The organism is Shewanella carassii (assembly GCF_019670705.1).
Classification (GTDB): Bacteria; Pseudomonadota; Gammaproteobacteria; order Enterobacterales; family Shewanellaceae; genus Shewanella; species Shewanella carassii.
Genome location: NZ_AP024618.1, coordinates 4392104 through 4415352, shown reverse-complemented (window position 1 = coordinate 4415352; position 23249 = coordinate 4392104). Strand labels below are relative to the sequence as shown.

At 53.3% G+C, this 23249-nt stretch carries 19 protein-coding genes; 9 read left to right on the top strand and 10 right to left on the bottom strand.

Going from position 1 to position 23249, the window contains the following annotated elements:
* Positions 1-6: 6 nt before the first annotated feature.
* Positions 7-1548 (bottom strand): 2,3-bisphosphoglycerate-independent phosphoglycerate mutase, encoded by a 1542-nt coding sequence (gene gpmM / locus K5621_RS19775; RefSeq protein ID WP_221050115.1) that lies wholly within the window; start codon positions 1546-1548, stop codon positions 7-9.
* A 228-nt stretch (positions 1549-1776) separates the two neighbouring features.
* On the opposite strand from gpmM, the gene K5621_RS19770 reads away from it, so the two are divergent.
* The 4 genes from K5621_RS19770 to K5621_RS19755 all read left to right on the top strand — a co-directional run bounded on the left by K5621_RS19770 (position 1777) and on the right by K5621_RS19755 (position 5194).
* The gene (locus K5621_RS19770; protein ID WP_221050114.1) at positions 1777-2211 is read left to right on the top strand and encodes a rhodanese-like domain-containing protein; all 435 of its coding nucleotides are present in this window, start codon (positions 1777-1779) and stop codon (positions 2209-2211) included.
* 205 nt (positions 2212-2416) lie between these two features.
* Complete coding sequence (secB, locus tag K5621_RS19765; RefSeq protein WP_025010842.1) at positions 2417-2902, top strand: protein-export chaperone SecB; 486 nt, start codon at positions 2417-2419, stop codon at positions 2900-2902.
* Between the two features lie 7 nt (positions 2903-2909).
* On the top strand, positions 2910-3926 hold the full coding sequence (gene gpsA, locus K5621_RS19760) for an NAD(P)H-dependent glycerol-3-phosphate dehydrogenase (RefSeq protein ID WP_100143190.1): 1017 nt from the start codon (positions 2910-2912) through the stop codon (positions 3924-3926).
* Between the two features lie 77 nt (positions 3927-4003).
* Positions 4004-5194: a BaiN/RdsA family NAD(P)/FAD-dependent oxidoreductase gene (locus tag K5621_RS19755; protein ID WP_221050113.1), complete on the top strand. Its 1191-nt coding sequence runs from the start codon at positions 4004-4006 to the stop codon at positions 5192-5194.
* 61 nt (positions 5195-5255) lie between these two features.
* Here the strand turns inward: K5621_RS19755 and K5621_RS19750 are convergent, their stop codons facing one another.
* The 6 genes from K5621_RS19750 to K5621_RS19725 form a co-directional block, all read right to left on the bottom strand.
* Complete coding sequence (locus K5621_RS19750) at positions 5256-8399, bottom strand: efflux RND transporter permease subunit (protein ID WP_221050112.1); 3144 nt, start codon at positions 8397-8399, stop codon at positions 5256-5258.
* 8 nt (positions 8400-8407) lie between these two features.
* The gene (locus K5621_RS19745; protein WP_245003192.1) at positions 8408-9904 is read right to left on the bottom strand and encodes an efflux RND transporter periplasmic adaptor subunit; all 1497 of its coding nucleotides are present in this window, start codon (positions 9902-9904) and stop codon (positions 8408-8410) included.
* Positions 9905-10101: 197 nt separating this feature from the next.
* Positions 10102-10422, bottom strand: coding sequence for a heavy metal-binding domain-containing protein (locus K5621_RS19740; protein ID WP_100143193.1), 321 nt, complete (start codon positions 10420-10422; stop codon positions 10102-10104).
* Between the two features lie 116 nt (positions 10423-10538).
* Complete coding sequence (locus K5621_RS19735) at positions 10539-10877, bottom strand: hypothetical protein (protein WP_229671983.1); 339 nt, start codon at positions 10875-10877, stop codon at positions 10539-10541.
* Positions 10878-11126: 249 nt separating this feature from the next.
* The gene (locus K5621_RS19730) at positions 11127-11582 is read right to left on the bottom strand and encodes a DUF2057 family protein (protein ID WP_221050110.1); all 456 of its coding nucleotides are present in this window, start codon (positions 11580-11582) and stop codon (positions 11127-11129) included.
* 68 nt (positions 11583-11650) lie between these two features.
* On the bottom strand, positions 11651-12010 hold the full coding sequence (locus K5621_RS19725) for a hypothetical protein (protein ID WP_221050109.1): 360 nt from the start codon (positions 12008-12010) through the stop codon (positions 11651-11653).
* A gap of 391 nt (positions 12011-12401) precedes the next feature.
* On the opposite strand from K5621_RS19725, the gene K5621_RS19720 reads away from it, so the two are divergent.
* The gene (locus K5621_RS19720) at positions 12402-12965 is read left to right on the top strand and encodes a NapC/NirT family cytochrome c (protein WP_100143197.1); all 564 of its coding nucleotides are present in this window, start codon (positions 12402-12404) and stop codon (positions 12963-12965) included.
* Between the two features lie 299 nt (positions 12966-13264).
* On the opposite strand, the gene K5621_RS19715 is transcribed toward K5621_RS19720, so the two are convergent.
* The gene (locus K5621_RS19715; RefSeq protein WP_221050108.1) at positions 13265-15415 is read right to left on the bottom strand and encodes a TonB-dependent receptor; all 2151 of its coding nucleotides are present in this window, start codon (positions 15413-15415) and stop codon (positions 13265-13267) included.
* A gap of 321 nt (positions 15416-15736) precedes the next feature.
* Between K5621_RS19715 and K5621_RS19710 the strand changes: the two genes are divergently transcribed.
* Together K5621_RS19710 and K5621_RS19705 are read left to right on the top strand one after the other, a co-directional pair.
* Positions 15737-18079: a Tex family protein gene (locus K5621_RS19710; RefSeq protein ID WP_100143199.1), complete on the top strand. Its 2343-nt coding sequence runs from the start codon at positions 15737-15739 to the stop codon at positions 18077-18079.
* Positions 18080-18404: 325 nt separating this feature from the next.
* Positions 18405-20405, top strand: coding sequence for an LTA synthase family protein (locus K5621_RS19705; RefSeq protein WP_221050107.1), 2001 nt, complete (start codon positions 18405-18407; stop codon positions 20403-20405).
* Here the strand turns inward: K5621_RS19705 and K5621_RS19700 are convergent.
* Both K5621_RS19700 and bioH read right to left on the bottom strand, forming a co-directional pair.
* A complete protein-coding gene (locus K5621_RS19700) occupies positions 20357-20860 on the bottom strand; it encodes a hypothetical protein (protein WP_221050106.1) in 504 nt (167 codons plus the stop codon). The two genes, K5621_RS19705 and K5621_RS19700, sit on opposite strands and share 49 nt — an antisense overlap.
* Before the next feature lie 37 nt (positions 20861-20897).
* Entirely contained in the window at positions 20898-21677 is a 780-nt protein-coding gene (gene bioH, locus K5621_RS19695; protein WP_221050105.1) for a pimeloyl-ACP methyl ester esterase BioH, read from the bottom strand.
* Between the two features lie 25 nt (positions 21678-21702).
* Between bioH and K5621_RS19690 the strand changes: the two genes are divergently transcribed.
* Both K5621_RS19690 and nfuA read left to right on the top strand, forming a co-directional pair.
* The gene (locus K5621_RS19690) at positions 21703-22473 is read left to right on the top strand and encodes a ComF family protein (RefSeq protein ID WP_221050104.1); all 771 of its coding nucleotides are present in this window, start codon (positions 21703-21705) and stop codon (positions 22471-22473) included.
* A 162-nt stretch (positions 22474-22635) separates the two neighbouring features.
* Complete coding sequence (gene nfuA, locus K5621_RS19685) at positions 22636-23214, top strand: Fe-S biogenesis protein NfuA (protein WP_028780834.1); 579 nt, start codon at positions 22636-22638, stop codon at positions 23212-23214.
* Positions 23215-23249 lie beyond the last annotated feature (35 nt).

Here is a 23249-nt window from a genome sequence, read left to right as displayed (position 1 = left end):
TCAGTGTTACTCTTTTGTATGGATTAACGGACGCCCTGTCATTTCGTCAGGAATGCTCTGTCCCATCAGTGTCAGCATGGTTGGTGCGATATCACTCAGGCGGCCACCTTCATCAATTGTGGCCTCGCGACCGACATAGATAAAGGGCACCAGCTCACTGGTGTGGGCAGTATGAGCCTGACCTGTGATTTCATCCACCATCTGCTCGGCGTTGCCATGGTCGGCAGTGATAATGCACTCACCATCCACCTTGGCCAGTGCGTCTACGACTCGGCCTATACAGGCATCCACGGCTTCACAAGCCTTAACCGCGGCATCAAACTTGCCGGTATGGCCAACCATGTCACCGTTGGGATAGTTACAGATAATGACATCATATTTAGTTGATTCAATAGCTTCAACCAACTTATCTGTCAGTTCTGTCGAGCTCATCTCGGGTTGCAAGTCGTAGGTGGCGACTTTGGGCGAGTTGATCAGAATACGGTCTTCACCCTCGAATGGCTGCTCTTTGCCGCCGTTGAAGAAGAAGGTTACGTGGGCGTATTTCTCAGTTTCTGAAATACGCAGCTGGGTCAGACCGCGATTCTGCAGTACCTCGCCGAGGGTGTTGACTAGGTCTTCCGATGGGAAGGCTACCGGAGCCTTGATATCGGCGGCATACTCTGTGAGCATGACAAAGTTGACTTTGGGCGTTACTGCGCGTTCAAAACCATCGAAGTCCTGATTGACGAAGGCGCGGGTGATCTGTCTGGCGCGGTCGGCACGGAAGTTCATGAAAATCAGCGCATCGCCATCGTGCAGTGTTGTGGCCTTACCTTGATCCAGAATCGCAGTTGCGGCAACAAACTCATCGTTTTCATCGCGGCCGTAGGCAGCTTCCAATGCGGCCACGGCAGAGTCGGCACTGTATTTCCCCTGACCTTGAGTGATTAGATCGTAGGCTTGGGAGACTCGGTCCCAACGGTTGTCCCTGTCCATGGCGTAGTAGCGGCCAACGATGGAGGCTATGCGACCTCGGCCTAATTCGGCAAACAGCTTGTCGAAGCGTTCCAGGCTGGCTTTGGCGCTGCGTGGCGGGGTATCACGCCCATCGAGAAAGGCGTGCAGGTAAACCTCCTTGGCACCCCGCTTGACGGCCATGCGGCACATGGCTTCAAGATGATCTTCATGGCTGTGAACACCGCCGGGTGACAGCAGTCCCATGATGTGCACTGCGCCGTCTGCCTTGATGGCGGCGTCGACCGCCTCGATCAGTGCTTGGGTTTGCTCAAATTCGCCATCTTCAATGGCCTTGCTGATGCGGGTCAGTTCCTGATAAACGATGCGGCCGGAACCAATATTGATATGGCCCACTTCAGAGTTGCCCATCTGCCCGTCAGGCAAACCAACATCTTTACCTGAGCCGGAAATCAAACTGTGGGCGTATTCGGCGTTGAGTCTGTCGAGAACCGGAGTATTGGCATGATGGACGGCATTCATATGCGTCCCTTCACGATAACCCCAGCCGTCCAGAATCAGCAGTGCCAAAGGACGTTTGCTTGTGTTCATGTTGATACCTGTAAAGTTGAAAGAATTGGTCAAATCTGAAATTGGTTAAATATTACTACGTCTGCCCTGAGGGCAAAAGCCATTTACCCCGATTGTGACAATAGGGCGGACCGCGGTTTAACGCCGATTCAAGGGGCAAAACTGCAGCGAAACAGCTGCAATCTGCCTGGCCTCTGGGTATACTCTGCGCTTGTCCGAAATGGCCCAATAGATAACAGGCAGTTAAAAATGCAGGAATATGTAGAGTTTTTTAAAGCCCACCCCATGCTAAGCCTGGCCTGGGTGGGTTTGTTTATCGCCGTGATTGTCACCCTGTTCAAATCCGGTTTTTCCAAGGTTAAAAGCGTCGATCATCAGCAGGCGATTTTCCTGATGAATAAGGAAGATGCCAAGGTGATAGATGTGCGAGCCAAAGACGATTTTCGTAAGGGACACATTCTCAATGCCTTGAATGTACCCATGGCCGATATCAAAAATAATCAGGCGTCCAACCTTGAAAAGTACAAAACCACACCCATTATACTGGTATGCAACGCTGGCATGACCTCATCTCAAGCGGCTCAGATTTTGGTTAAGCAAGGCTTTGAAAAAGTCTTTAACCTCAAAGGTGGTATGGGTGATTGGCAGGCAGCAAATATGCCTGTATCCAAAAGCAAAAGATAATGAGTGTCGGCGGTTGTCATTGCATTTGGCGCCGCTCTGTTAGTAGAGTGGCCATACTGAAGTGGCAACCGGCATCCTGAGTTCTGTTCCGGCGCTGAACAGATGAATAGCAGGGATGATGACTGGGAGTCACAATCGACCCGAGTAACATACACCCTAAACACCGGCTCATTGCAAGCCGAGACTAAATGGATAGGTAGGAATTATGGCTGAAGTAGCAAACAACGAACAACAAGCCCCACAGTTCAACATTCAACGTGTGTACATCAAGGACGTTTCTTTCGAAACTCCTAACAGCCCAGCGGTATTCCAGAAAGAGTGGAATCCTGAAGTTAAGCTGGATCTGGATACCCGTAGCGCCAAGTTGGCCGACGACGTTTTTGAAGTGGTACTGTCACTGACTGTGACCGCCAAAAATGGTGAAGAAACAGCTTTCCTGTGTGAAGTACAACAAGCCGGTATCTTCTCTATCTCTGGTCTGAGCGATCCTCAACTGGCTCATTCTCTGGGCGCTTACTGCCCTAACATCCTGTTCCCTTATGCCCGTGAAACTGTGGCCAGCCTAGTATCCCGTGGTACTTTCCCACAGCTGAACCTGGCACCTGTGAACTTCGACGCCCTGTTCGCTCAGTATGTGCAGCAGCGTCAAGCCGCCGCCGAGCAAGCTCCGGCCGAAGAAGCAAACGCGTAATCAGCCGATGAAAGACACTGCCGAAATAACGGTATTGGGGGCGGGCTCTTATGGCACCGCCCTTGCCATTTCTTTGGCCAGCAATGGACACAGTACCCTGTTGTGGGGGCATGAACCCGAGCATGTGGCTAAACTCGCTGCCGAGCGCAGTAACCAAGCCTTTCTTCCCGGAATAGCCTTTCCCGACTCCCTGGTGATGGAGGCCGATCTGGCCAAAGCATTGGCGGCGTCGCGAAATATTCTGGTGGTGGTGCCAAGTCATGTCTTCGCCGAAGTGCTGGCTCAGGCCAAGCCTCTGCTGCGTGATGATGCCCGCATCATTTGGGCTACCAAGGGGCTGGAGCCGGAAAGTGGCCGCCTGTTGCAGGATGTTGCCCGCGATGTGCTGGGGGAGAAATATCCGCTGGCGGTATTGTCCGGACCGACTTTTGCCAAAGAGCTGGCGGCAGGGTTACCAACCGCCATTTCAGTGGCCGGTACCGATGCCGAGTTTACCGAGGATCTGGTGGAGCTGTTGCACAGCCCCAAACGTCTGAGAGTGTATGCCAATGACGATTTTATCGGCCTGCAACTCGGTGGCGCGGTCAAGAATGTCATCGCCATAGGTGCCGGTATGTCCGATGGTATTGGCTTTGGTGCCAATGCCCGTACTGCCCTGATCACCCGTGGTTTGGTGGAGTTGAGCCGTCTGGGGGAGGCCTTGGGCGCTCATGCTTCTACCTTTATGGGAATGGCGGGTCTTGGGGACCTGGTGTTGACCTGTACCGATAACCAATCGCGCAACCGTCGCTTTGGTTTGGCATTGGGTAAGGGTTGTGATGTCAATACTGCCCAGGCCGAAATCGGTCAGGTGGTTGAAGGTTACCGCAACACCAAAGAGGTCTACACCCTGGCCAAGCGCTTGGGAGTCGAGATGCCGATCACCGAGCAGATCTATCAGGTGTTGTATCAGGGCAAATCGCCTATTGATGCGGCCAAAGAACTACTGGCCAGAGAGAAGAAGTCGGAAACCTCAGCAGACTGAGCCATCTCCAATCCCGGAAAAGGATGCTAGAATAGCGTCCTTTTTTATTGCCCTTGTTGGGCCTGAGAGTGAGCGTTATGTCAGTTAAACAGCATCAGGTGATCATTATCGGCGCTGGCGCCGCAGGGTTAATGTGTGCCCTCACTGCCGGGTATCGGGGCCGGGATGTCCTCTTGCTGGATAACGCTAAACAACTGGGGCGCAAAATTCTGATCAGTGGCGGCGGTCGCTGCAACTTCACCAATCAGAACATTGAACCGGGCGCCTATCTCTGCAGTAACCCACACTTCGTTAAGTCGGCGCTGGCTCGTTTCAGCCAGTGGGACTTTATCGCCATGGTCGAGCGGCACGGCATCGATTATCACGAGAAGACCCTGGGACAGCTGTTTTGTGATGACTCGGCCAAAGATATCGTCGATATGCTGACCACAGAGTGCGATTGGGCCGGGGTTAAGATTCAGCTGCGTACCGAAATTCTGGCTGTGGCAGCCACAGATGGCAGTTACTGCCTGCAAACCAGTGAAGGGGAATATCGCTGTGAGTCACTAGTGATAGCCACAGGGGGCCTGTCCATGCCGAAGCTCGGGGCTACGCCGTTTGGATTCCGTATCGCCGAGCAGTTTGCCATCAAGGTGCTGCCGACCACTGCCGGGCTGGTTCCCTTTACCTTACAGCCTGAAGACAAGGCCAGGTTTGAAGGCCTGTCCGGCATCAGCTTGCCGGTTATCGCCAAAGCCGAATGCGGCAGGCAGTTTAGAGAGGCCATGCTATTCACCCACAGAGGTTTGTCCGGGCCGGCTGTGCTGCAGATCTCCTCCTACTGGCAGCCAGGCCAGAGTGTGCTGTTTGATTTACTGCCGGACCTGGATTTTGTCGACTGGTGCAAAACAATTACTGCTGAATCACCAAAATTGTCGCTTAAGAATGGATTATCTCGGTTGTTACCTAAGCGCTTGGTTGAGAGGCTGCTGGAGCTGGGTGAATTACCCAACAAGAACCTTAACCAACTGTCCAAGGCTGATATAGCTGCGCTGGACAGTTATTTCCACTGCTGGCAGATCCAACCCGGCGGCACCGAGGGTTATCGTACCGCCGAGGTGACTCTGGGCGGAGTGGATACCGATGAGTTATCCTCCAAGACCATGGAGGCCAAGCGTCATCCCGGGCTCTATTTTATCGGTGAAGTGGTGGATGTCAGTGGCTGGCTCGGCGGCTATAACTTCCAGTGGGCCTGGAGTTCCGGCTACGCCGCCGGTGAAGTGGTGTAACTGAGATCAATCCAATAAAAAACGGCTGCATTGGCAGCCGTTTTTGCGAGCATCAGTTTGCTTATTCAGCCTTAGGCTTGCTCAAGTGACGACGGTAGATCAGCAGATAGAGCGCCGGCAGCACAAAGAGCGACAGCACCGGGGCGGTAACCATACCACCGACCATGGGCGCGGCAATCTTCTGCATCACGTCGTTGCCCGAACCTGCGCCCCACATAATCGGGAGCAGACCGAAGAAGATGGTCGCCACCGTCATCGCCTTGGGGCGGATCCGCATTACTGCACCTTCAATCAGGGCGTCCTTGAGGTCTTCCACTCTGTGGTATTCGCCTCTGTCCTGCTTATGCTTGATGGCATTGTTGAGATACACCAGCATGACCACACCAAACTCGGCGGCGACCCCGGCGAGGGCTATCATGCCCACCGCGACAGCGACCGACATGTTGTAGTCCAGCAGATACAACAACCAGGTACTGCCCACCAAGGCGAACGGCAGCGACAGCATTATGATGCTGGCCTGCATGGATGAGCCAAAGGTCATCATCAGCAGAATGAAGATCACCGCCAGTGCCATGGGGATCACTTGCTGCAGTTTGGCATCGACCCGCTGCATATATTCATATTGACCGGCAAAGCTATAGCTGTACCTGGCCGGCAGATCCAGTTCCTGCTCCAATACCGGCTTGACCGCTTCGATATACTCACCGATGGACGTGCCGCCGATATCGACAAATACCCAGGAGATCAAACGACCATTCTCGCTCTTGAGCATAGGCGCGCCATCAGTGATTTCGATGTCGGCCAGATTGCGCAATGGCAGATAGTGGCCACTCTTGGTGATCACCGGCAGCTCTCTGAGCTTTTCGATATTGTCACGCAACTCTCTTGGATAGCGCAGGTTGATGGGATAGCGCTCGGCACCTTGAACCGACTCACCGATATTCATGCCGCCTATTGCGTAACGTACTACGTCCTGAATATCGCTCAGGGTCATGCCATATCTGGAGGTCACCTCGAGTTTCGGTGTGATGTCTATGTAGCGGCCGCCACCCACCCGCTCGGCATAGGCCGACTTGGTATGAGGCTGCGCCGATAGAATCGCTTCTATCTGGGCCCCTATCTCCTGCAGTTGATTGACATCGGCGCCGGTGATCTTAATCCCTACCGGAGTCTTAATACCGGTAGACAGCATGTCGATACGGGTCTTGATCGGTTGCACCCAGGCGTTGGTGAGACCGGGCACTTTTACCGTACTTTGCAGCTGAGCAATAATGCCGTCGAGATCCATGCCTTCGCGCCACAGCTCTTTGGGTTTGAGCATTATGGTGGTTTCCAGCATGGTCAATGGCGCAGGATCCGTGGCGGTTTCGGCGCGACCAACCTTACCAAACACCCGCGCCACTTCCGGAACGGTTTTGATCAGCCGGTCGGTTTGCTGCAGCACTTCGGCGGCCTTGCTGGCGCTGATGCCAGGCAAAGCTGTTGGCATGTACAGAAGATCCCCTTCCTCTAGCTCTGGCATAAACTCGCTGCCCATATGGCTCACTGGATACCAGGCACTGGCCAGCGCCACCAGAGCCGCCAGCAGGGTCAACTTGGGGAAGCGCAGCACGGCATTGAGCATAGGTTTGTAGATGGCTATCAACACCCGGCTCAATGGGTTGCTGCTTTCCGAGGGGATCTTGCCGCGGATAAAGAAGCCCATCAGGATAGGCACCAAGGTGATCGACAACACAGCCGCGGCCGCCATGGCAAAGGTTTTGGTATAAGCCAGAGGGCTGAACAGCCTGCCTTCCTGGGCTTCGAGGGCAAATACCGGCACAAAGCTCAGAGTAATGATCAGCAAGGAGAAGAAGAGTGCCGGGCCCACCTCAATGGAGGCCTCGGCGACAATTTTCCAGTGCTCTTTGGCGTCGGGTTGACGCTGATGGTCCTGTTTGAAATGCTCGAGGTGCTTGTGCATATTCTCGATCATCACAATGGCGCCATCTACCACGGCCCCGATGGCGATGGCGATACCGCCAAGGCTCATGATATTGGCGTTAACCCCCATCTTGTTCATCACAATAAAGGCGATCAGTATCGACAGTGGCAGGGTGATGACGGCCACCAGGGTCGAGCGGGCGTGCAGCAGAAACAGCAAGCAAACAATGCTCACCACTACCATCTCTTCCAGCACCTTGTGCAGCAGGTTGTCGACTGAGTTTTCAATCAGTTGCGATCTGTCGTAGGTGGGGACTATCTCCACGCCTTCGGGGAGACCCGCCTTGAGTTCTTCCAGCTTGGTTTTCACCGCCTCAATAGTCGCCAGGGCATTTTCCCCATAGCGCATGACTATGATGCCACCGACGACTTCGCCCTCACCATCGAGCTCGGCTATGCCACGGCGAGATGCCGGGCCCTTACGTACGGTGGCAACGTCTTTCAGCAGCAGCGGTGTGCCTGAGGGGCTGGTGATCCCCAGTGGGATTTCACGAAAGTCCTCCAGTGTTTGACGATAGCCCTTGGCGCGCACCATGTACTCGGCTTCGGCCATCTCCACTACAGAGCCACCGGCCTCGTTGTTGGCCTTGGTAATCGCCTGCTTGACCGAGGCGATGTCCAGCTTGTAAATCGCCAGCTTGTCCGGTTCCATCACTATCTGATAGGTCTGTTCCATGCCACCGACTGTGGCGACTTCCGATACCCCGGCAACACTCTGCAGTTCCAGCTTCAAATACCAGTCCTGCAAACTCTTGAGTTGCGAAAGGTCCAGATTACCGCTGCGGTCTACCAGGGCATATTCATAGATCCAGCCTACCCCGGAGGCATCGGGCCCCAGTGAGGGTTGCACCCCTTCGGGTAAACGACTGCTTATCTGGCTCAGGTACTCCAATACCCGGGAGCGGGCCCAATAGATGTCGGTGCCATCTTCAAAGATCACATAGACATAGGAGTCACCGAACATGGAATAGCCGCGCACCGTCTTGGCCCCGGGCACGGCCAGCATGGCGGTGGACAGGGGATAGGTCACCTGTTCCTCTACCAGCTTGGGCGCCTGTCCCGGATAGGCGGTTTTGATGATGACCTGCACATCGGACAGATCCGGCAGGGCGTCGAGCGGCGTGGTACGCAGTGCCTGAATCCCCCAAACCGTGACCATCAGGGTGACAATCAGCACCATCACCCTCTGTTTGATGGAGGCTTCAATGATTTTTTTCAGCATGTTGCCTCCTAGTGCTGGTGGCCTGAGCTCAGGCGCATCAGGCTACCCTTGAGACTGGCTTCTGAATCCAGCAGGAATTGCCCGGAAATCACTACGTTTTCGCCTTCATGCAGGCCTTCGAGGATCTCTGCCTTACCCTGACTCAACATGCCGACAGTGACCTTTCTGGCACTGAAACTGGCATCATCCTGTTTGACTATGACCCGGTTTTCCTTGCCTGTTTGGATCAATGCTTCCTGAGGGATCACCAAAGTATCGCGTTTCGGGCCACCATAGAGGGAAACCTTGGCCAAGGTCTTGGGCCTGAGCTCCATTGCTTGATCATTGTTGAGTACCACTCTGACTCTCAGGCTGCGGGTGATGGGATCCAGCTCGGGATAGATGTAATCAATCTTGCCTTCTATGCCCTTGAGTCCCATGGCGGGGATATTGACCTCGGCGGTCTGGCCCACTTCCAGCCAGCTCTGCTCGTTTTCAAACACATCGGCAATGACCCAGACCTTGGAGAGGTCAACCAGTGACATGACCTCGGTCTGAGGTTGTATATACATGCCGTCACGCACCGCGAGTTGTTTGACTACGCCGCTTTCGCGGGCGTAGAAAGGAACCCGGTATTGGGTCTTGCCTGTCTTGGCCAGCTGTTTGATCTGCTCTTGGTTCATGCCCAGTAGTTCGAGGCGTAGCCCGGCCTTGCGCAATAGCTCTTGGTAGTTGGCACTGTTGCCTGAGCGTTTCAGCGTCTCCTGGGCCAACAGATAGTCGTCCTGGGCATTGACCAGGTCTGGTGAATAGATCTCGTACAGCAATTGACCTTTCTCGACCCTGTCACCGACAGACTCTACTTTAAGTTTTTCAATCCAGCCGTTGACCCTGGCATGGATATGATTGATTTGACTCTCGTCATAGTCTATCTGGCCGACTGTTTTGACAAACTTCCACAGCGTGTCCCTTTCCACCTTGGCTACCTTGAGGGCCAAGGCTTGTTGCATCTGGCCTGAGACATCAATCTCAACGGTTTCCGAGTGGCCGCCCATCTCGACTTTTTCCAGATTCATGCCGCAGATGGGGCAGGTGCCGGGCACATCGCTGATGATATGCGAATGCATGGGGCAAACATATTTGATGTTACTGCCCTGATCCAGAGGAGCAGGTTTAATCTCCAACGCGGGCTTGGTCTGCTGCATGGCGTGCTGGCTATGGTCATTAGCCTGGTTTTCCGCGGCTTTGGTTTCTGTAACCTGGGTTTTTGTAGCCTGGGTTTCTATAGTCTGGGCGTGACCGGCATGGGAACCTGGCTCCGCTTCCTCCTCTTCGACCAGGAACATATTGCATTTGGGGCAACGTCCCGGCTCGTGACTGGTCACTTCCGGATGCATGGGGCAAACATAGGTTTTTTGCATGGCCTGTGTTGGTTCTGCCAAGGCTTCAGTAGCCTCATCTTTGACCAAAAACATGTTGCACTTGGGGCAACGTCCCGGCTCATGACTGGTGACTTCCGGATGCATGGGGCAGTAATACTCCTGGGTTGCCGTCCCATGTTGATGATCTTTGTGTTGTTCCTGTCCTTGGGGCTGATTGCCCAAGGCCATTGCCTGCATACTCCATTGCGGGCCGACAGCCAACACCAGACTAAGTGCGCAGGCCAGTCGTTGGCGTTTACGGTTTGAATCGCTCATATGCCTCATCTCCAGCTACAGCTTGATTAGTGGTGGTGGTGTTTCTGGCCTGCTACAGGCTCAAGATTCATACCACACTTGGGGCAGGAGTCCCCTTTCTTGCCTGTCACTTCCGTATGCATGGGACAGTGGTGGCCGGCTTGTTGCTGTTTTTCCAGGAACATACCGCACTTGGGGCAGGAATCCCCTTTGTTACCCGTCACTTCAGGGTGCATGGGGCAGCTATACTCGGCCGTTACCTTAGCATGATGTTGGTCGTGGTGATGTTCGCGTTCACTTGCAAAGCTGGCACGAGCCAGGGTGACAGACAAAAAGGCAATAATCAGGACACTGATAAAGGTTTTCATTGATTCACTCCGTTTGGGATACGGCTTTGACCAGGTGCCTGCGGGCATACCTGGAGCTTATCCCATTAAAAATTTGTATTTATTGGCAGATTTTGGGCACGAGTGTGCCTTGGATATCAAACTATGGGTGGTTTGATGGTCTGGCCGACAGAAACAGAGTGGAAATGAGGCATAGGCGTGGCCACGGCAGCTTCGGGCAGAGACATCACCGGCCAGGAACCGACGGCAATGAGAGTACCCGTTACGGATATCACCAGACAATGGTTACAGTCACTCTTGCACAATCCTTTGCCTTCACAGCAATGACTCACAGTGTCGGGAAGCACTGTATCAATTTGCGGGTCATCGCAGCAGTGACTGCTTTGTGTCTGTTGAGGGTGACAATCCATGGTGGCAGCCATTGGGTGTGCCGTGGAGTCCATTTCTCCGGAATGCGCTTCAGCTGTGGGTACCATCCAGTGTCCATTGGTTAGCATACCCTGCCCGAGCAATGCGAGCATGGTAAACAAAACCAGGATGTGGCGGCGAACCGATAGCATCTTAAGCTAAGACTCCATAGAAACTGAACCTAAAGAGTCTACCATGCATTTACAACGCTTACCTTGATGTTATTCACATCTAGCGAACACTGAAAAAAGCTTCAGTGATTATCGGGCAATCATTGGTTTGCTGGTCGACTCTTTGCCTCACTCCACTCTGAAAACTCAGCGGCGCAGTTGTGCCAACCAGTCGGCCATCAGGCCTCCATGGGTCATTATCTTGGCCGGAACAGCCTGGCCAGCTTCATCCACAACTTGCAACTGTGGGCTGCGAATAAAGGCGTTGGCTTCGGCCTCGGTATCCAGAGTCGGTAACTGCAGTTGTAGACTTTGTTGTTCGGCAACAGTCAGTGTCAGATAAAGGGGACCAGACTTAACCCAAGCGCCCGAGTCATCGGCATTGACGGCAAAAATATCCCGGTACTGGAGCTCAACGACATGTTCACCGGCAGCCAGTTTGTGGTTGTCAAAGTTGGATACTGCCTGACCATCGATAGCCTTGATCGCCAGATTATCCGGCAAGTTCAACTCGGCAGCGAAACTGCCAGGAGTCATAAACAGGCCGGTAAGCACTAACAGGGCGGCGCTAAAACGAGATGCAGAAATTTTGTATGCAGACATAGTGGGAACTCCCAAAAATATTCAGATGTAAAAACATTAACTAAAGTTGTGTGGCCGCAAGGCCAGAGTTACATCTGTGCTGAATTGGGAGGGGGTGTTTGCTGCGAGAGTATAGCGGTTTGCAGGCTCCAGCTCGGCAGAGCGATCGGCTGGCTTCCTGTCACCATCAAAGGGTGGCTGGCGGTAAGCAGGCTTACCCCTGGTGTGCAGTGGCTGGCACAGTTGCCCATGGTGCCGCAATCCATACCCAGACCGCAGTCGGGGCAATGCTGCTGGCCTTGGCAACAATCCATAGCCATGCTGGTGGATGCAGATGAGTCCATGGCTGCCATCGGCTGATGCTCAGACACAGAAACAGACGCGGCTGCAGGCATCACGGCCTGTCCCAGCGTCATTATCAGTGTCAGTATCAGCAGCAAGCTTCTCATCGTCATCCTTTGGTTTTTGGCTAAGCTCAGTATTTGGCTAACCTGCTTGAATAGACAGGGGGAATGATTAAATAGTTTCGTTTTCTTCAAAATAAAATTGCTCCCCGCCTCTTAATGTCGCTTGGATCACATTTATTGTTTCGAGAATTGGTTGTATGTTAATTATTCGATTGACTATGCTTGATTAAGCCTATGCCATGCATTAGGTTTAGGAAAAGTGCATATATGGCACAGACTTAAAATCCAGTCCTCAATAGGGCTTGAGAGTTAGAGCTAAGTCTCATTTTGCACTTTTCAGGTCAGATTAATGAAAGAAAACTGGTTTATAATCAAATTTCAGAACAACTAATAGTTCAATATAGATATAAGAATTTTATTTTGGAGAAGAGTGATGAACTGGCGTGCAATCTTTAAACCCAGCGCAAAGTATTCCATCCTGTCGCTGCTGGTTGTTGGCATTGTGATAGGGGTTGTGGGCTACTTCGCTACCCAGCAGACGCTGCATGCAACCAGTACAGATGCATTCTGTATGACCTGCCACAGCAACCACTCACTGAAAGACGAAGTGCTGGCTTCTGCCCATGGCGGCGGTAGCGCAGGTGTCACTGTTCAGTGTCAGGATTGTCACCTGCCCCATGGTCCGGTTGACTATCTGGTGAAAAAGATCATCGTGTCCAAGGACCTCTACGGTTTCTTGACTATCGATGGTTTCAATACTCAAGAATGGCTGGATGCTAACCGTAAGGAACAGGCCGATAAAGCACTGAAGTATTTCCGTGCTAATGATTCAGCCAACTGCCAGCATTGTCATACTCGCATCTATGAAAACCAGCCTGAAACCATGAAGAAAATGGCTGTTAGAATGCACAGCATGAACTTCAAGAAAGATCCTGAAAGCAGAAAGACCTGTGTGGATTGCCACAAGGGTGTGGCGCATCCTTATCCTAAGGGCTAATCTTCTTTGAGCTGGAAAAACCGCTGCTTGCAGCGGTTTTTTTATGCTCGGACATAACTTATTGATGTCGCTTAGCAAGGGTAGGTGTCGCTATCAATCATATTGAAGCGCTGCTTGCCGGACTTTGTCCGGAAGATTTTCGTTCTATCTGCTCGCCTGTAATTGTCCTGGGTTTTGTTATCTCATAAGGCGGAGGCCGCCGCAGATCTGTCTCTTGGATAAAGCTACTTGAAATTATGCCTCGTGTAATGAAAAGGGCCGCCGATTGGCGACCCTCAATTTGTCATTAACAGGCTGGATTAGAAAGGTAAGCTGAAGCCTATGCTGACAGTACGGCCCATGCCCTTGAAGTAACGATTGTCGTTAGCCATAGTCTGTGAGTAGTAACTGTAGTAGTCCTTATTCAGCAGATTCTGTAGCCCCAATGTCAAAGTGCCTTGGTAAAGCGGCATAGAGAAGGAGGCATCAACCGTGACATAGCCGTCAAACTCGGCATATTCTTCGCCATTGGCCTTCTTGAAGCTACGGTCCATATAGTAGTTGGCCTGAATGCGCCCACTCATCTCGGCATTGAACCTGTGTTCCCAGAACAGGTTGAGACGATTGGGTGCTATGTTGGTGCCGTCGAGATCTGTGTCTGTGCTGCCATCTTTATTTGAGTCATACTCACCTTGCTGCAGCGCCAGGTTCAGCCCCAGATCGTCGTCATTACCCAGGTAAGCCGTGACATTGGCTTCCAGTCCCTGGATCACGCTCTTTTCCCGTTTCACATTGTAGAAGCCGTCTTCATTCAGGGCCAAGCGGGCACCCAGTTTGGCCTCGGAGCGATACAGTGCCAGCTTGGCTGCCAACAACTCGCCTTGATAGTCCAAGCCTAGTTCATAGTTGTCTGTGACCACGGGCTCCAGCGTCAAGGAACCTTCCACGCTGGGGTTCTGGTCCGGGAAGCTGTTGCCGTCACGCAGAATTCGCCCTATGTCGGCCATACCAAAACCTTGGCTGTAACTGGTATAGAGGCGCAGCGCTGAGGTGAAGTTATAGCTGGCACCTATATTGAACAGGGTTTCATTGAAATCCGGTTCGCCACCGGCAACCTGTTTGTGGCCAGAGGCCCACAGAGTTTGGAAGTCATCTACCTTGAGTTTGGCATATTCATAACGAACGCCGCCGGAAAGGGTCAGGGCATCCACAGGTGAGAAGCTCAACTGGGCATAGGGGGCGATATTGTCGTAACGGGTCTCGGGTACCCAGGAGCGTCCGGTCTGCACAAGATCCTGCTCTGTGGTATCGCTGAAAAGGTCTACCCCATAGGCCAGATCCACACCGCTGTCGGCCAGATTATTAGCGATCATCGATGCCTTGAGGCCCCACTTGTTGGACTTGTTACGTGACTGGTCATAGAAGTACTGCTCGCCATTGGCGCCGGTATCACAGGTTGTCAGATTCGCTGCACCTTCGAAGGCCGGATCATAGAAGCTGCCGAAACAGCCACCGCCATAGACACCCTTGAAGTTCTGGTTGAACAGTTGCAGCTCCAACTGCTGCCCGGCGATGTTGCGATGCTTGTAGGTGAGGCTGCTGGTGGTGACCTTGTTGTTGGCTGCCTGCCAGGGTTGTTGCTGTTTCACCGCCGATGTTGGAGTATCTGTGGCGACATTGCCTTTGACCGGCATCCAATCACCATTGTTGTCCATATCGTAGTGGTTGACCATCAGCTCCAGTCGCGACTCGCTGAACTCATAGCCCAACTTGAGGAAGAAGTCCTTGCTCTGGCTGTCCATCGACTCGCCCTGGGTGGTGTCGACACCTATGACATCATCGTTGGCATCATAGTAAACGCCATTGCTGTGGTATCCCACTGAACCCAGCATATCCAGGTTGCCGCTTTGGCCGGAGAAGGCATAGTTGGCACCAAAGCTCAGGCTATCGGACTCGAAGCTGGTGGGGGTGGACAGATCAAAACTTACCCGACTTTCGTTGTCGCCGCTGGGTTTCTTGGTGATGTAGTTGATGATGCCGCCCTGAGCACCAAGGCCGTGCATGGCGTTGGCTCCATGGATGATTTCAATTCGTTCTATCATCATGGGATCTATGGTTTGGCCTGAACGACCACCACTGCGCAGAGGGTTTGACTGAGGCACGCCATCTATCATGATGAGTGGGGCGCGGCCACGCAGGGTTTCGCCGGTATTGGTCATTTTCTGGCGGCTGGGGGAGAAGCTGGGGGCCAGGTTGCCCAAAATGGTCGACAAGTCCCGGGTGGTGGCCAACTGTTGTTTGAGTTGTTCCTGGTCTATGACGGTCACAGTATTGGGGATGGCACTGAGTGGTTTTTCCATCCGACTGGAAGTGATGACCATGGTTTCCATTTGGGGCTCTTTGGCGTAAGCCGCCTGGGCTGCCAGTCCGGAAAGTACTGACAGAGCGACGAGGGAGCGAGTGAAATTCATCGTTATTCCTAATGTTTGCCATCTTGGAAGACGGCTTATTGGTTTGCGGTTTCCGGCGCTCCCTGCCGACCAGATAAATACAAATCATTGTTATTTGTATAACGGTTAAGGAGTATAAAATAGGCTGGTTTTCTCTGTCCATAGCAGTGATGAATTTTTGTAAAGAGTGTCAAGGCGCTAAACCTGAGCGAGTCAAACGCTTAATCGGGAATGTGATTAGCCGACTAATGGCTGGAATCTCGCTCTCCGGCTATGAAACTTTCAGGCTGCCTGTGGTATGGTTGGCGCAACTGAATTTTGTCAATCCAACAGATCCTTACTATGCATAATATTGCTCAGATTATTGCCCAGGAGCTGAACGTTCGTGAGCAGCAGGTTGCTGCTACCATCAGCTTGCTGGATGAAGGTGCAACAGTGCCTTTTGTGGCCCGTTACCGCAAAGAGGTGACTGGGGGGCTGGATGATACCCAGCTGCGTAACCTGCACACTCGTCTCGGTTATCTGCGAGAGCTCAACGATCGGCGTCAGGTGATCCTCTCCTCGATTGAAGCTCAGGGAAAACTGACCGCCGAGCTGAAGCACGCTATCAACGAAGCCGACAGCAAGACCCGGCTCGAAGATCTGTATCTGCCCTATAAACCCAAGCGCCGTACCAAGGGCCAAATTGCCATTGAAGCCGGTATTGAGCCCTTGGCCGATGCCCTCTATGCCGCTGCTGGCAGCGCCTCCATGGATCCTGAGCAGGCCGCCGAGGCCTATCTCAATCCGGAAGTCGGTTTTACCGATACCAAGGCGGTGTTGGATGGTGCCCGTTATATCTTGATGGAGCGGATCGCCGAAGATGCCGAGTTGCTGGCCAAGGTGCGTAACCACCTGCAGCAGTCGGCTGTCATTGAAAGCCGACTGATCTCTGGCAAGGAGAAGGAAGGCGCCAAGTTCCGCGACTATTTTGAACACACTGAAAAACTCAGCTCAGTGCCTTCTCACCGGGCGCTGGCTATGCTGCGCGGCCGCAATGAAGGCGTGTTGAGTCTGTCGATGAATGCCGACCCTGAGGCAGAAGCCAAAGCGGGGAGCTATTGTGAGGTGCTCATCGCCGAGCACTTGCGTCTTAAGCTGAGTGACAGCGCTCTGGATAACTGGCTGAAGACGGTTGTCACCGCTACTTGGCGGATCAAAATCGCCCTGCAGATGGAAACCGAGTTTATCGCCAGAATGCGTGAAGCGGCGGAAACCGAGGCGATTAAAGTCTTTGCCCGTAACCTGGGCGACTTACTGATGGCGCCTCCCGCCGGAGCCAAGGCTACCATGGGGCTGGATCCCGGGTTGCGTACCGGGGTTAAGGTGGCGGTGGTCAACGACACAGGCAAGCTGGTGGGCCATACCACTATCTTCCCTCATGCGCCGCAAAACCAGTGGGACAAGTCGATACGCACTCTGGCTAATCTGGTCAATATGCACAAGGTGGAGCTGATCGCCATAGGTAACGGCACGGCTTCCCGTGAAACCGACAAGCTGGCAGCTGAAGTGATTGCCATGGTCAAAGACAGCAATCCCGGTATCACCAAGGTGATGGTCAGTGAAGCCGGAGCCTCTGTCTATTCGGCCTCTGAGTTGGCGGCCAATGAGTTTCCTGATCTCGATGTTTCACTGCGTGGCGCCGTGTCCATCGCCAGAAGGCTGCAGGACCCGCTGGCGGAGCTGGTTAAGATTGAACCCAAGTCCATTGGTGTGGGCCAATATCAACACGATGTCAGCCAGAGTCAGCTGTCGGCTTCTTTGGAAGCCGTGGTTGAAGACTGTGTAAACGGCGTCGGTGTCGATGTGAATATGGCGTCTATGCCACTGTTGAGCCAGGTGGCCGGTCTTAACCGTACCTTAGCCAAAAATCTGGTGGAATATCGCGACGAGCACGGCCGCTTCAACGACCGTAAAGAACTGCTCAAGGTGCCACGTCTGGGGCCCAAGGCTTTCGAACAGGCCGCCGGCTTCCTGCGGATCCGTGAAGGCAGTAACCCGCTGGATGCATCGGCCGTTCACCCCGAAGCCTATTCGCTGGTGGAAAATATCGCCAAGCTTAAGGGTAAACCGGTTGCTGAACTGATAGGTAACAGCGAACTGCTGAACAGTATCAATCCGGCCGAATTCATCACAGACGCATTCGGTCTGCCGACAGTAACGGATATCCTCAAGGAGTTGGATAAGCCGGGGCGTGACCCCCGAGGCGAGTTCAAGACAGCCAAATTCAAAGATGGGGTTGAGGCGCTCAAGGATCTCAAACCTGAGATGATCCTCGAAGGCGTGGTGACCAATGTCACTAACTTTGGTGCCTTTGTCGATATCGGCGTGCATCAGGATGGACTGGTGCATATTTCTTCATTGACCGACAAGTTTGTCAGCGATCCTCATACTGTGGTTAAGGCCGGTGATGTGGTCAAGGTAAAGGTCATGGAGGTAGATATTGAGCGTAAGCGTATTGGATTGTCGATGCGCCTGGACGAAAAGATTGAGCCAGGCAAGCCACAACAAAGAACCGGCAAGCCGCAGGCCAAGGGCAATAAGCCTGGTCAGGGCAAACAACGTCCTGCCGCCAAGCCGCAGCCAGTGAATGCCGCCATGGGCAATGCCTTTGCCGATGCCTTTGCCAAGCTGAAGAAAAACTGATCGGTAGGCCACTGAATATCTGTCACTGTTTGGCTGACGCCAGCTAATGAATCCCCCGATAACGTTTGGGGGATTTTTTTGTCTCTATTTTCAGGCTCAAGGTGTTTGATTCGCTATTTTCTGTTTCGAATCGATTTTACCTGGCTTTTGCGAGCCGCTTCACCCTCTGGGAACATGCCTGGGTAGAAACAAATGTTAATGAAACTTAATTGCGCTCTTTTTGTCATAATGGCGCAGTAAATCGGCTCAGGTAGAGGGGGAGTGCGGTTTTATTGCAGTTTAATAACAAATGCCAAGATACAAGAGTAACAAGGATTTTTAGGGTATGAAGTTTTTCCCGTTTAAGTTTGCAGGGCCGTTTCGTAGTGTACTGACTTTCTGTTTATTGGCGTTGCTATGTTTGATGCTGAGTCGAATTGGGCTGGGGCTTTGGCAATATGAACGGGTAGCAGCCGTTGGTGGTTGGAGTCATCTGTTGTTGCAGGGGCTGCGGGTCGATGTGGCCATACTCTGTTGGCTCTGGGGCGTTGCGGCATTGGGGACCGCCTTGTTTGGTGGCGAACATTGGCTCGGGCGTTGCTGGTCTTGGATACAGCGTCTGTGGTTGACTCTCGGGCTTTGGTATTTGTTGTTCTTGGAATTGTCCACTCCGTCCTTTATTGAAGAATATGGTGTCAGGCCTAACCGTCTTTACATCGAATATCTTATTTACCCCAAAGAAGTGCTTTCCATGCTCTGGAGTGGCCGCAAGCTGGAGCTGATCCTCTCAGTGGTCTTGTCCGGCGTTATCCTCTGGGGCGGCTGGAAACTCTCAGGTTCCCTCTGTCGCAATTGTCGTTTCCCCAAGTGGTATTGGCGCCCAGTGCTCGGTGTGCTGATCATTGTCTTGTCCTTGGCGGGGGCCAGATCCACTCTCGGTCATAGACCTTTGAATCCGGCCATGGTGGCCTTCGCCGATGATCCACTCGTTAACTCGTTGGTGGTCAATTCCGGTTACTCGCTGGCCTTTGCCATCAGCCAAATGAATAACGAGGCCGATGCATCGCGGATCTATGGCGACATGGAGCGAAAGGAGATCTATCAGATAATCCGCCAGGAGAGTGGCCGTGCGCCCGCTGACTTCATATCAGACCAGTATCCCAGCCTGAGCCAAAACCAGGCCAGTTATCGCGGTAAACCCAAGAATATAGTCATCATATTGCAGGAGAGCCTGGGTGCTCGTTTCGTTGGCAGTTTGGGTGGCTTACCACTGACGCCCAATCTGGATGCCCTGGCCGATGAAGGCTGGTACTTTGAGAGCCTGTATGCCACGGGTACGCGTTCGGTCCGCGGTATAGAGGCGGTGACCACTGGTTTTACCCCCACGCCGGCGCGTTCTGTAGTGAAACTAGGCAAGAGCCAGAGCGGCTTCTTCAGCCTGGCGACATTGCTGCAGGCTCAAGGGTATTCCACCTCCTTTATCTACGGTGGTGAAAGCCATTTTGACAATATGCGCAGCTTCTTCCTCGGCAATGGCTTTAGCACCATAGTCGACCAGAAAGACTATCCTAAACCTGCCTTTGTCGGCTCCTGGGGGGCTTCAGATGAAGATTTGATGCGCAAGGCCGACTCAGAGTTCAAGCGGCTCCATGCCGAGGGCAAACCTTTCTTTAGCCTAGTATTCAGCTCCAGCAATCATGATCCCTTTGAATTTCCTGATGGCCGTATTGAACTGTATGAACAGCCAAAACAGACCCGCAACAATGCTGCCAAGTATGCCGATTACGCCATAGGTGAATTTTTCCGCCTGGCCAAAGAGGCTGACTATTGGCGTGATACCCTGTTTCTGGTGGTGGCCGATCATGACAGCCGGGTTTCCGGGGCCTCCTTGGTGCCTGTGCCCAGATTTAGGATCCCGGGCTTGCTGCTGGGAGAGGGTATTCCGGCCAAATGGGATCAGCGGGTAGTGAGCCAGATAGATCTGCCGCCAACGCTGTTGTCTTTGGCCGGCATCGATGCCACTTACCCCATGTTGGGACGAGATCTGTCAAAGGTGCCCGATAACTGGCCGGGTAGGGCCTTGATGCAGTACGACAAGAACTTTGCTTATATGCAGGGCAATAAGGTCACTATATTACAGCCGGAAAAAGCACCTGTAACCTTTGATTATGACCCTGTAAAGGAGCAACTGCACACGGCTCCACTCTCGGATACCATGGCTCGTAAGGCGCTTGGGTTGGCACTCTGGGGTAGCATGGCATATCAGGATGGCTTATATAAGCTTCCCCCAAAGGCCATTCAAGCCAAGGCGGAAATGCCGGCTTCGGGCAGGGGCTCAGTACGCTGATGGTAGAAGGTGTCGATTCTCTGCCCCAGCTCACGATAAAACTGCGGCGCTTCATTTGGCATGGGATGATGCTCGCGACTTGATTCTATGGTTGGCTTGGGAAAAGCCGCGGCGTCGAGCTGACGGTTACGGATATCGCGGCGATCCAAGGCCGGCTTGCTGATCAGATTCAGCTGCAATGGCTTACCGCCTTGGCGATGCTGTTGTTCCTGTTGCTGCTGTTGTTGACCGGATTGCTGTTGGCGCTCCTGGACTCTGTCGGCCAGTCTGGCCTGTTGCTGCGCCGAGTCTGCCGTACGTTCGTGCTGCGGATTGAAGGCCCTTTCTTCATGGCCTTTACTGGGTTGCTGCGGTGGAATGACCGGCGGTCTTTGCTGACTCTCTACCCGAGCGGCATCGGTCGCGGGATTACTGGTCGCGATCGGTACCTGTGGATAGTGGGAGACAAGTTGCATAGGGCATTCCTTATATTGCTGCCCAAATAATAGTCAATCAGGGCAAGGAATTAAAGTCTTTCTCCGTTAACCAACTATTTAGCCCCTGAATAAACTCCTGAGGATGGGAAATAAAGGGGGCGTGTGATGCCTTGGCCAGCAGTAAATCTGTGGTTGATGCGTTACCCGGCATTAGGTTAGCGACTCTTCTGGGCACCAGCCCATCCAGCCTGCCCCAAACCCTGAGCCAGGGAAGGGCGAGCCGTTCCAGTTCGGGGCGCAGATCCACTTTGGCCAACATCTCCAAACCCTGCGCCAGAGCCTGTTCATTGGGTAGCGGCCGCGCCAGAACCAGCTCGCGAATGGTGCGAATATCATCGCGGGCGCTATCACTGCCCATGGCTTGGATCGCCAGAAACCTTTCTATGGTTCGCTGCAGATCCTGTTGCAGTTGCTCGGCAAACTGAGTCAGCACATTCGATGCTATTCCAGGCCATGGGTTATCGCTCCTGGCCATAAAGCAGGGAGAGGAGGCGACTGTGATAAGTCCGGCAACTCGTTCTGGAAAGCGCTGAGCTACGCGGGTGGCGACCAGGCCACCGAGCGACCAGCCCAACCATACTGCCTGCTCGGGCAGAGCTGCCTCCAGGGCGTCCACCCAGTCATCAAGTTCCCCGTCAATGGCCTGGCTAAAGCCAAATCCAGGCAGGTCGACACTGTGGACTCTATACTGAGACAAGCTAGGTAGCAGGGGATGAAAAACGGCACTGTTGACGCCCCAACCGTGGAGCAAGATCAGATCCCGTCCCTGTCCTTGGCTTTCGATATGCAGACTCACTGAAACACCTCATGGAAGACTTATTATGTGGAGCCCTCTATTGGCAGGATGCCGGGCCCTATTGGCCGCCAGTTTACCCAATCGCTGCCTACTGTGTCATCAGCAGATCCCGTCAGCTAGTCAGGGGTTGTGTGCCTGCTGTCTTGCAGCCAGCAGCTACCGACAACCTATCTGCCTCGGCTGTGGCAGGGAGCTGGCTGTTATTGGTCGCTATTGTGGTTCCTGCATGAAACACAGCCCTATTCCTGTAGTGGCTCCGGCCAGCTATCACTCGGCATTGGGGCCACTTGTCGGCCGAGTCAAATACCAGCAGGATTTTGCTCCACTGCCGGCATTGGTCCGGGCCTTGTCTTGCAGAGTAAAGACGTTGGCGACCGCCGGACTTATCTGTTGGCCACAGGTCTTGGTGCCTGTTCCTTTGCATCCGGCGAGGCTGCAACAGCGGGGCTTTAATCAGGCCTGGGTGATTGCATCTATGCTGAGCCAAGAGCTGGCGTTGCCGTTGGTGGATTCTTTGCTGCTGCGTGTAGCAGATACCGCACCCCAGGCCGGTCTCAGTGGCAAGGCCCGCAGGCGGAATCTGGCCAAGGCGTTTGCTGTGAGGGGGGAATTACAGTGGCAACGGTTGGTATTGGTTGATGATGTGGTGACGACAGGTACCACTATCCGGGAAGCGGCCAAGGCTTTGGCTCCATGGTCACCGGACATACAGGTATGGTGTTTGGCCAGAGCCGAGGCGCCCGGATTGAGTCATAGTTCCTGGGCGGTTAAAGGGAGGCAAGATGGTGCCGACTAAAGATCAGGATCCGGCCTGGAATTGTGGAAGATAAAATCGAGATCCCGACAACAAAAAACTCAGCTCTATCGCTTTCGGGACTACAAAGCGATTGACAGTCAGAGTATGATAGCTTTAATTCTTACTAATTTACTCAGGTTTACCCTGACGGAGCAGGTTGTCATGATTACCATTTCCGAAGCAGCTCAGGCGCACTTTGTTAAACTCCTGGATGGTCAGCCGGAAGGCACTCATATTCGGGTCTTTGTTATCAGCCCTGGGACTCCTCAGGCCGAATGTGGCGTTTCCTATTGCCCACCGGATGCGGTTGAAGCCGATGATATCGAGTTGGAATTCAATGGCTTTAAGGCCATGGTCGATGAAAAGAGCGCTCCCTTCCTAGAAGAAGCCAGCATTGATCTGGTGGCCGATCAGTTGGGTTCACAACTGACCCTGAAAGCGCCCAATGCCAAGATGCGTAAAGTGTCTGACGATGCTCCGCTGACCGAGCGTTTGGAGTATATGATCCAGGCCGAGATCAACCCACAGCTGGCCAGTCATGGCGGTCATATCATGCTGGTGGAGATCACAGACGACGGCGTGGCGGTACTGCAGTTCGGCGGTGGTTGTAACGGTTGCTCCATGGTCGATGTGACCCTGAAAGATGGCATCGAGACTCAGCTGTTGGAGCGTTTCCCCGGCGAATTGACCGGTGTTCGTGATGTAACAGATCACCAGCATGGCGACCATTCTTACCAGTAATATTGGTACTCGGCGCCAAAGAGCTAAAGAAAAAA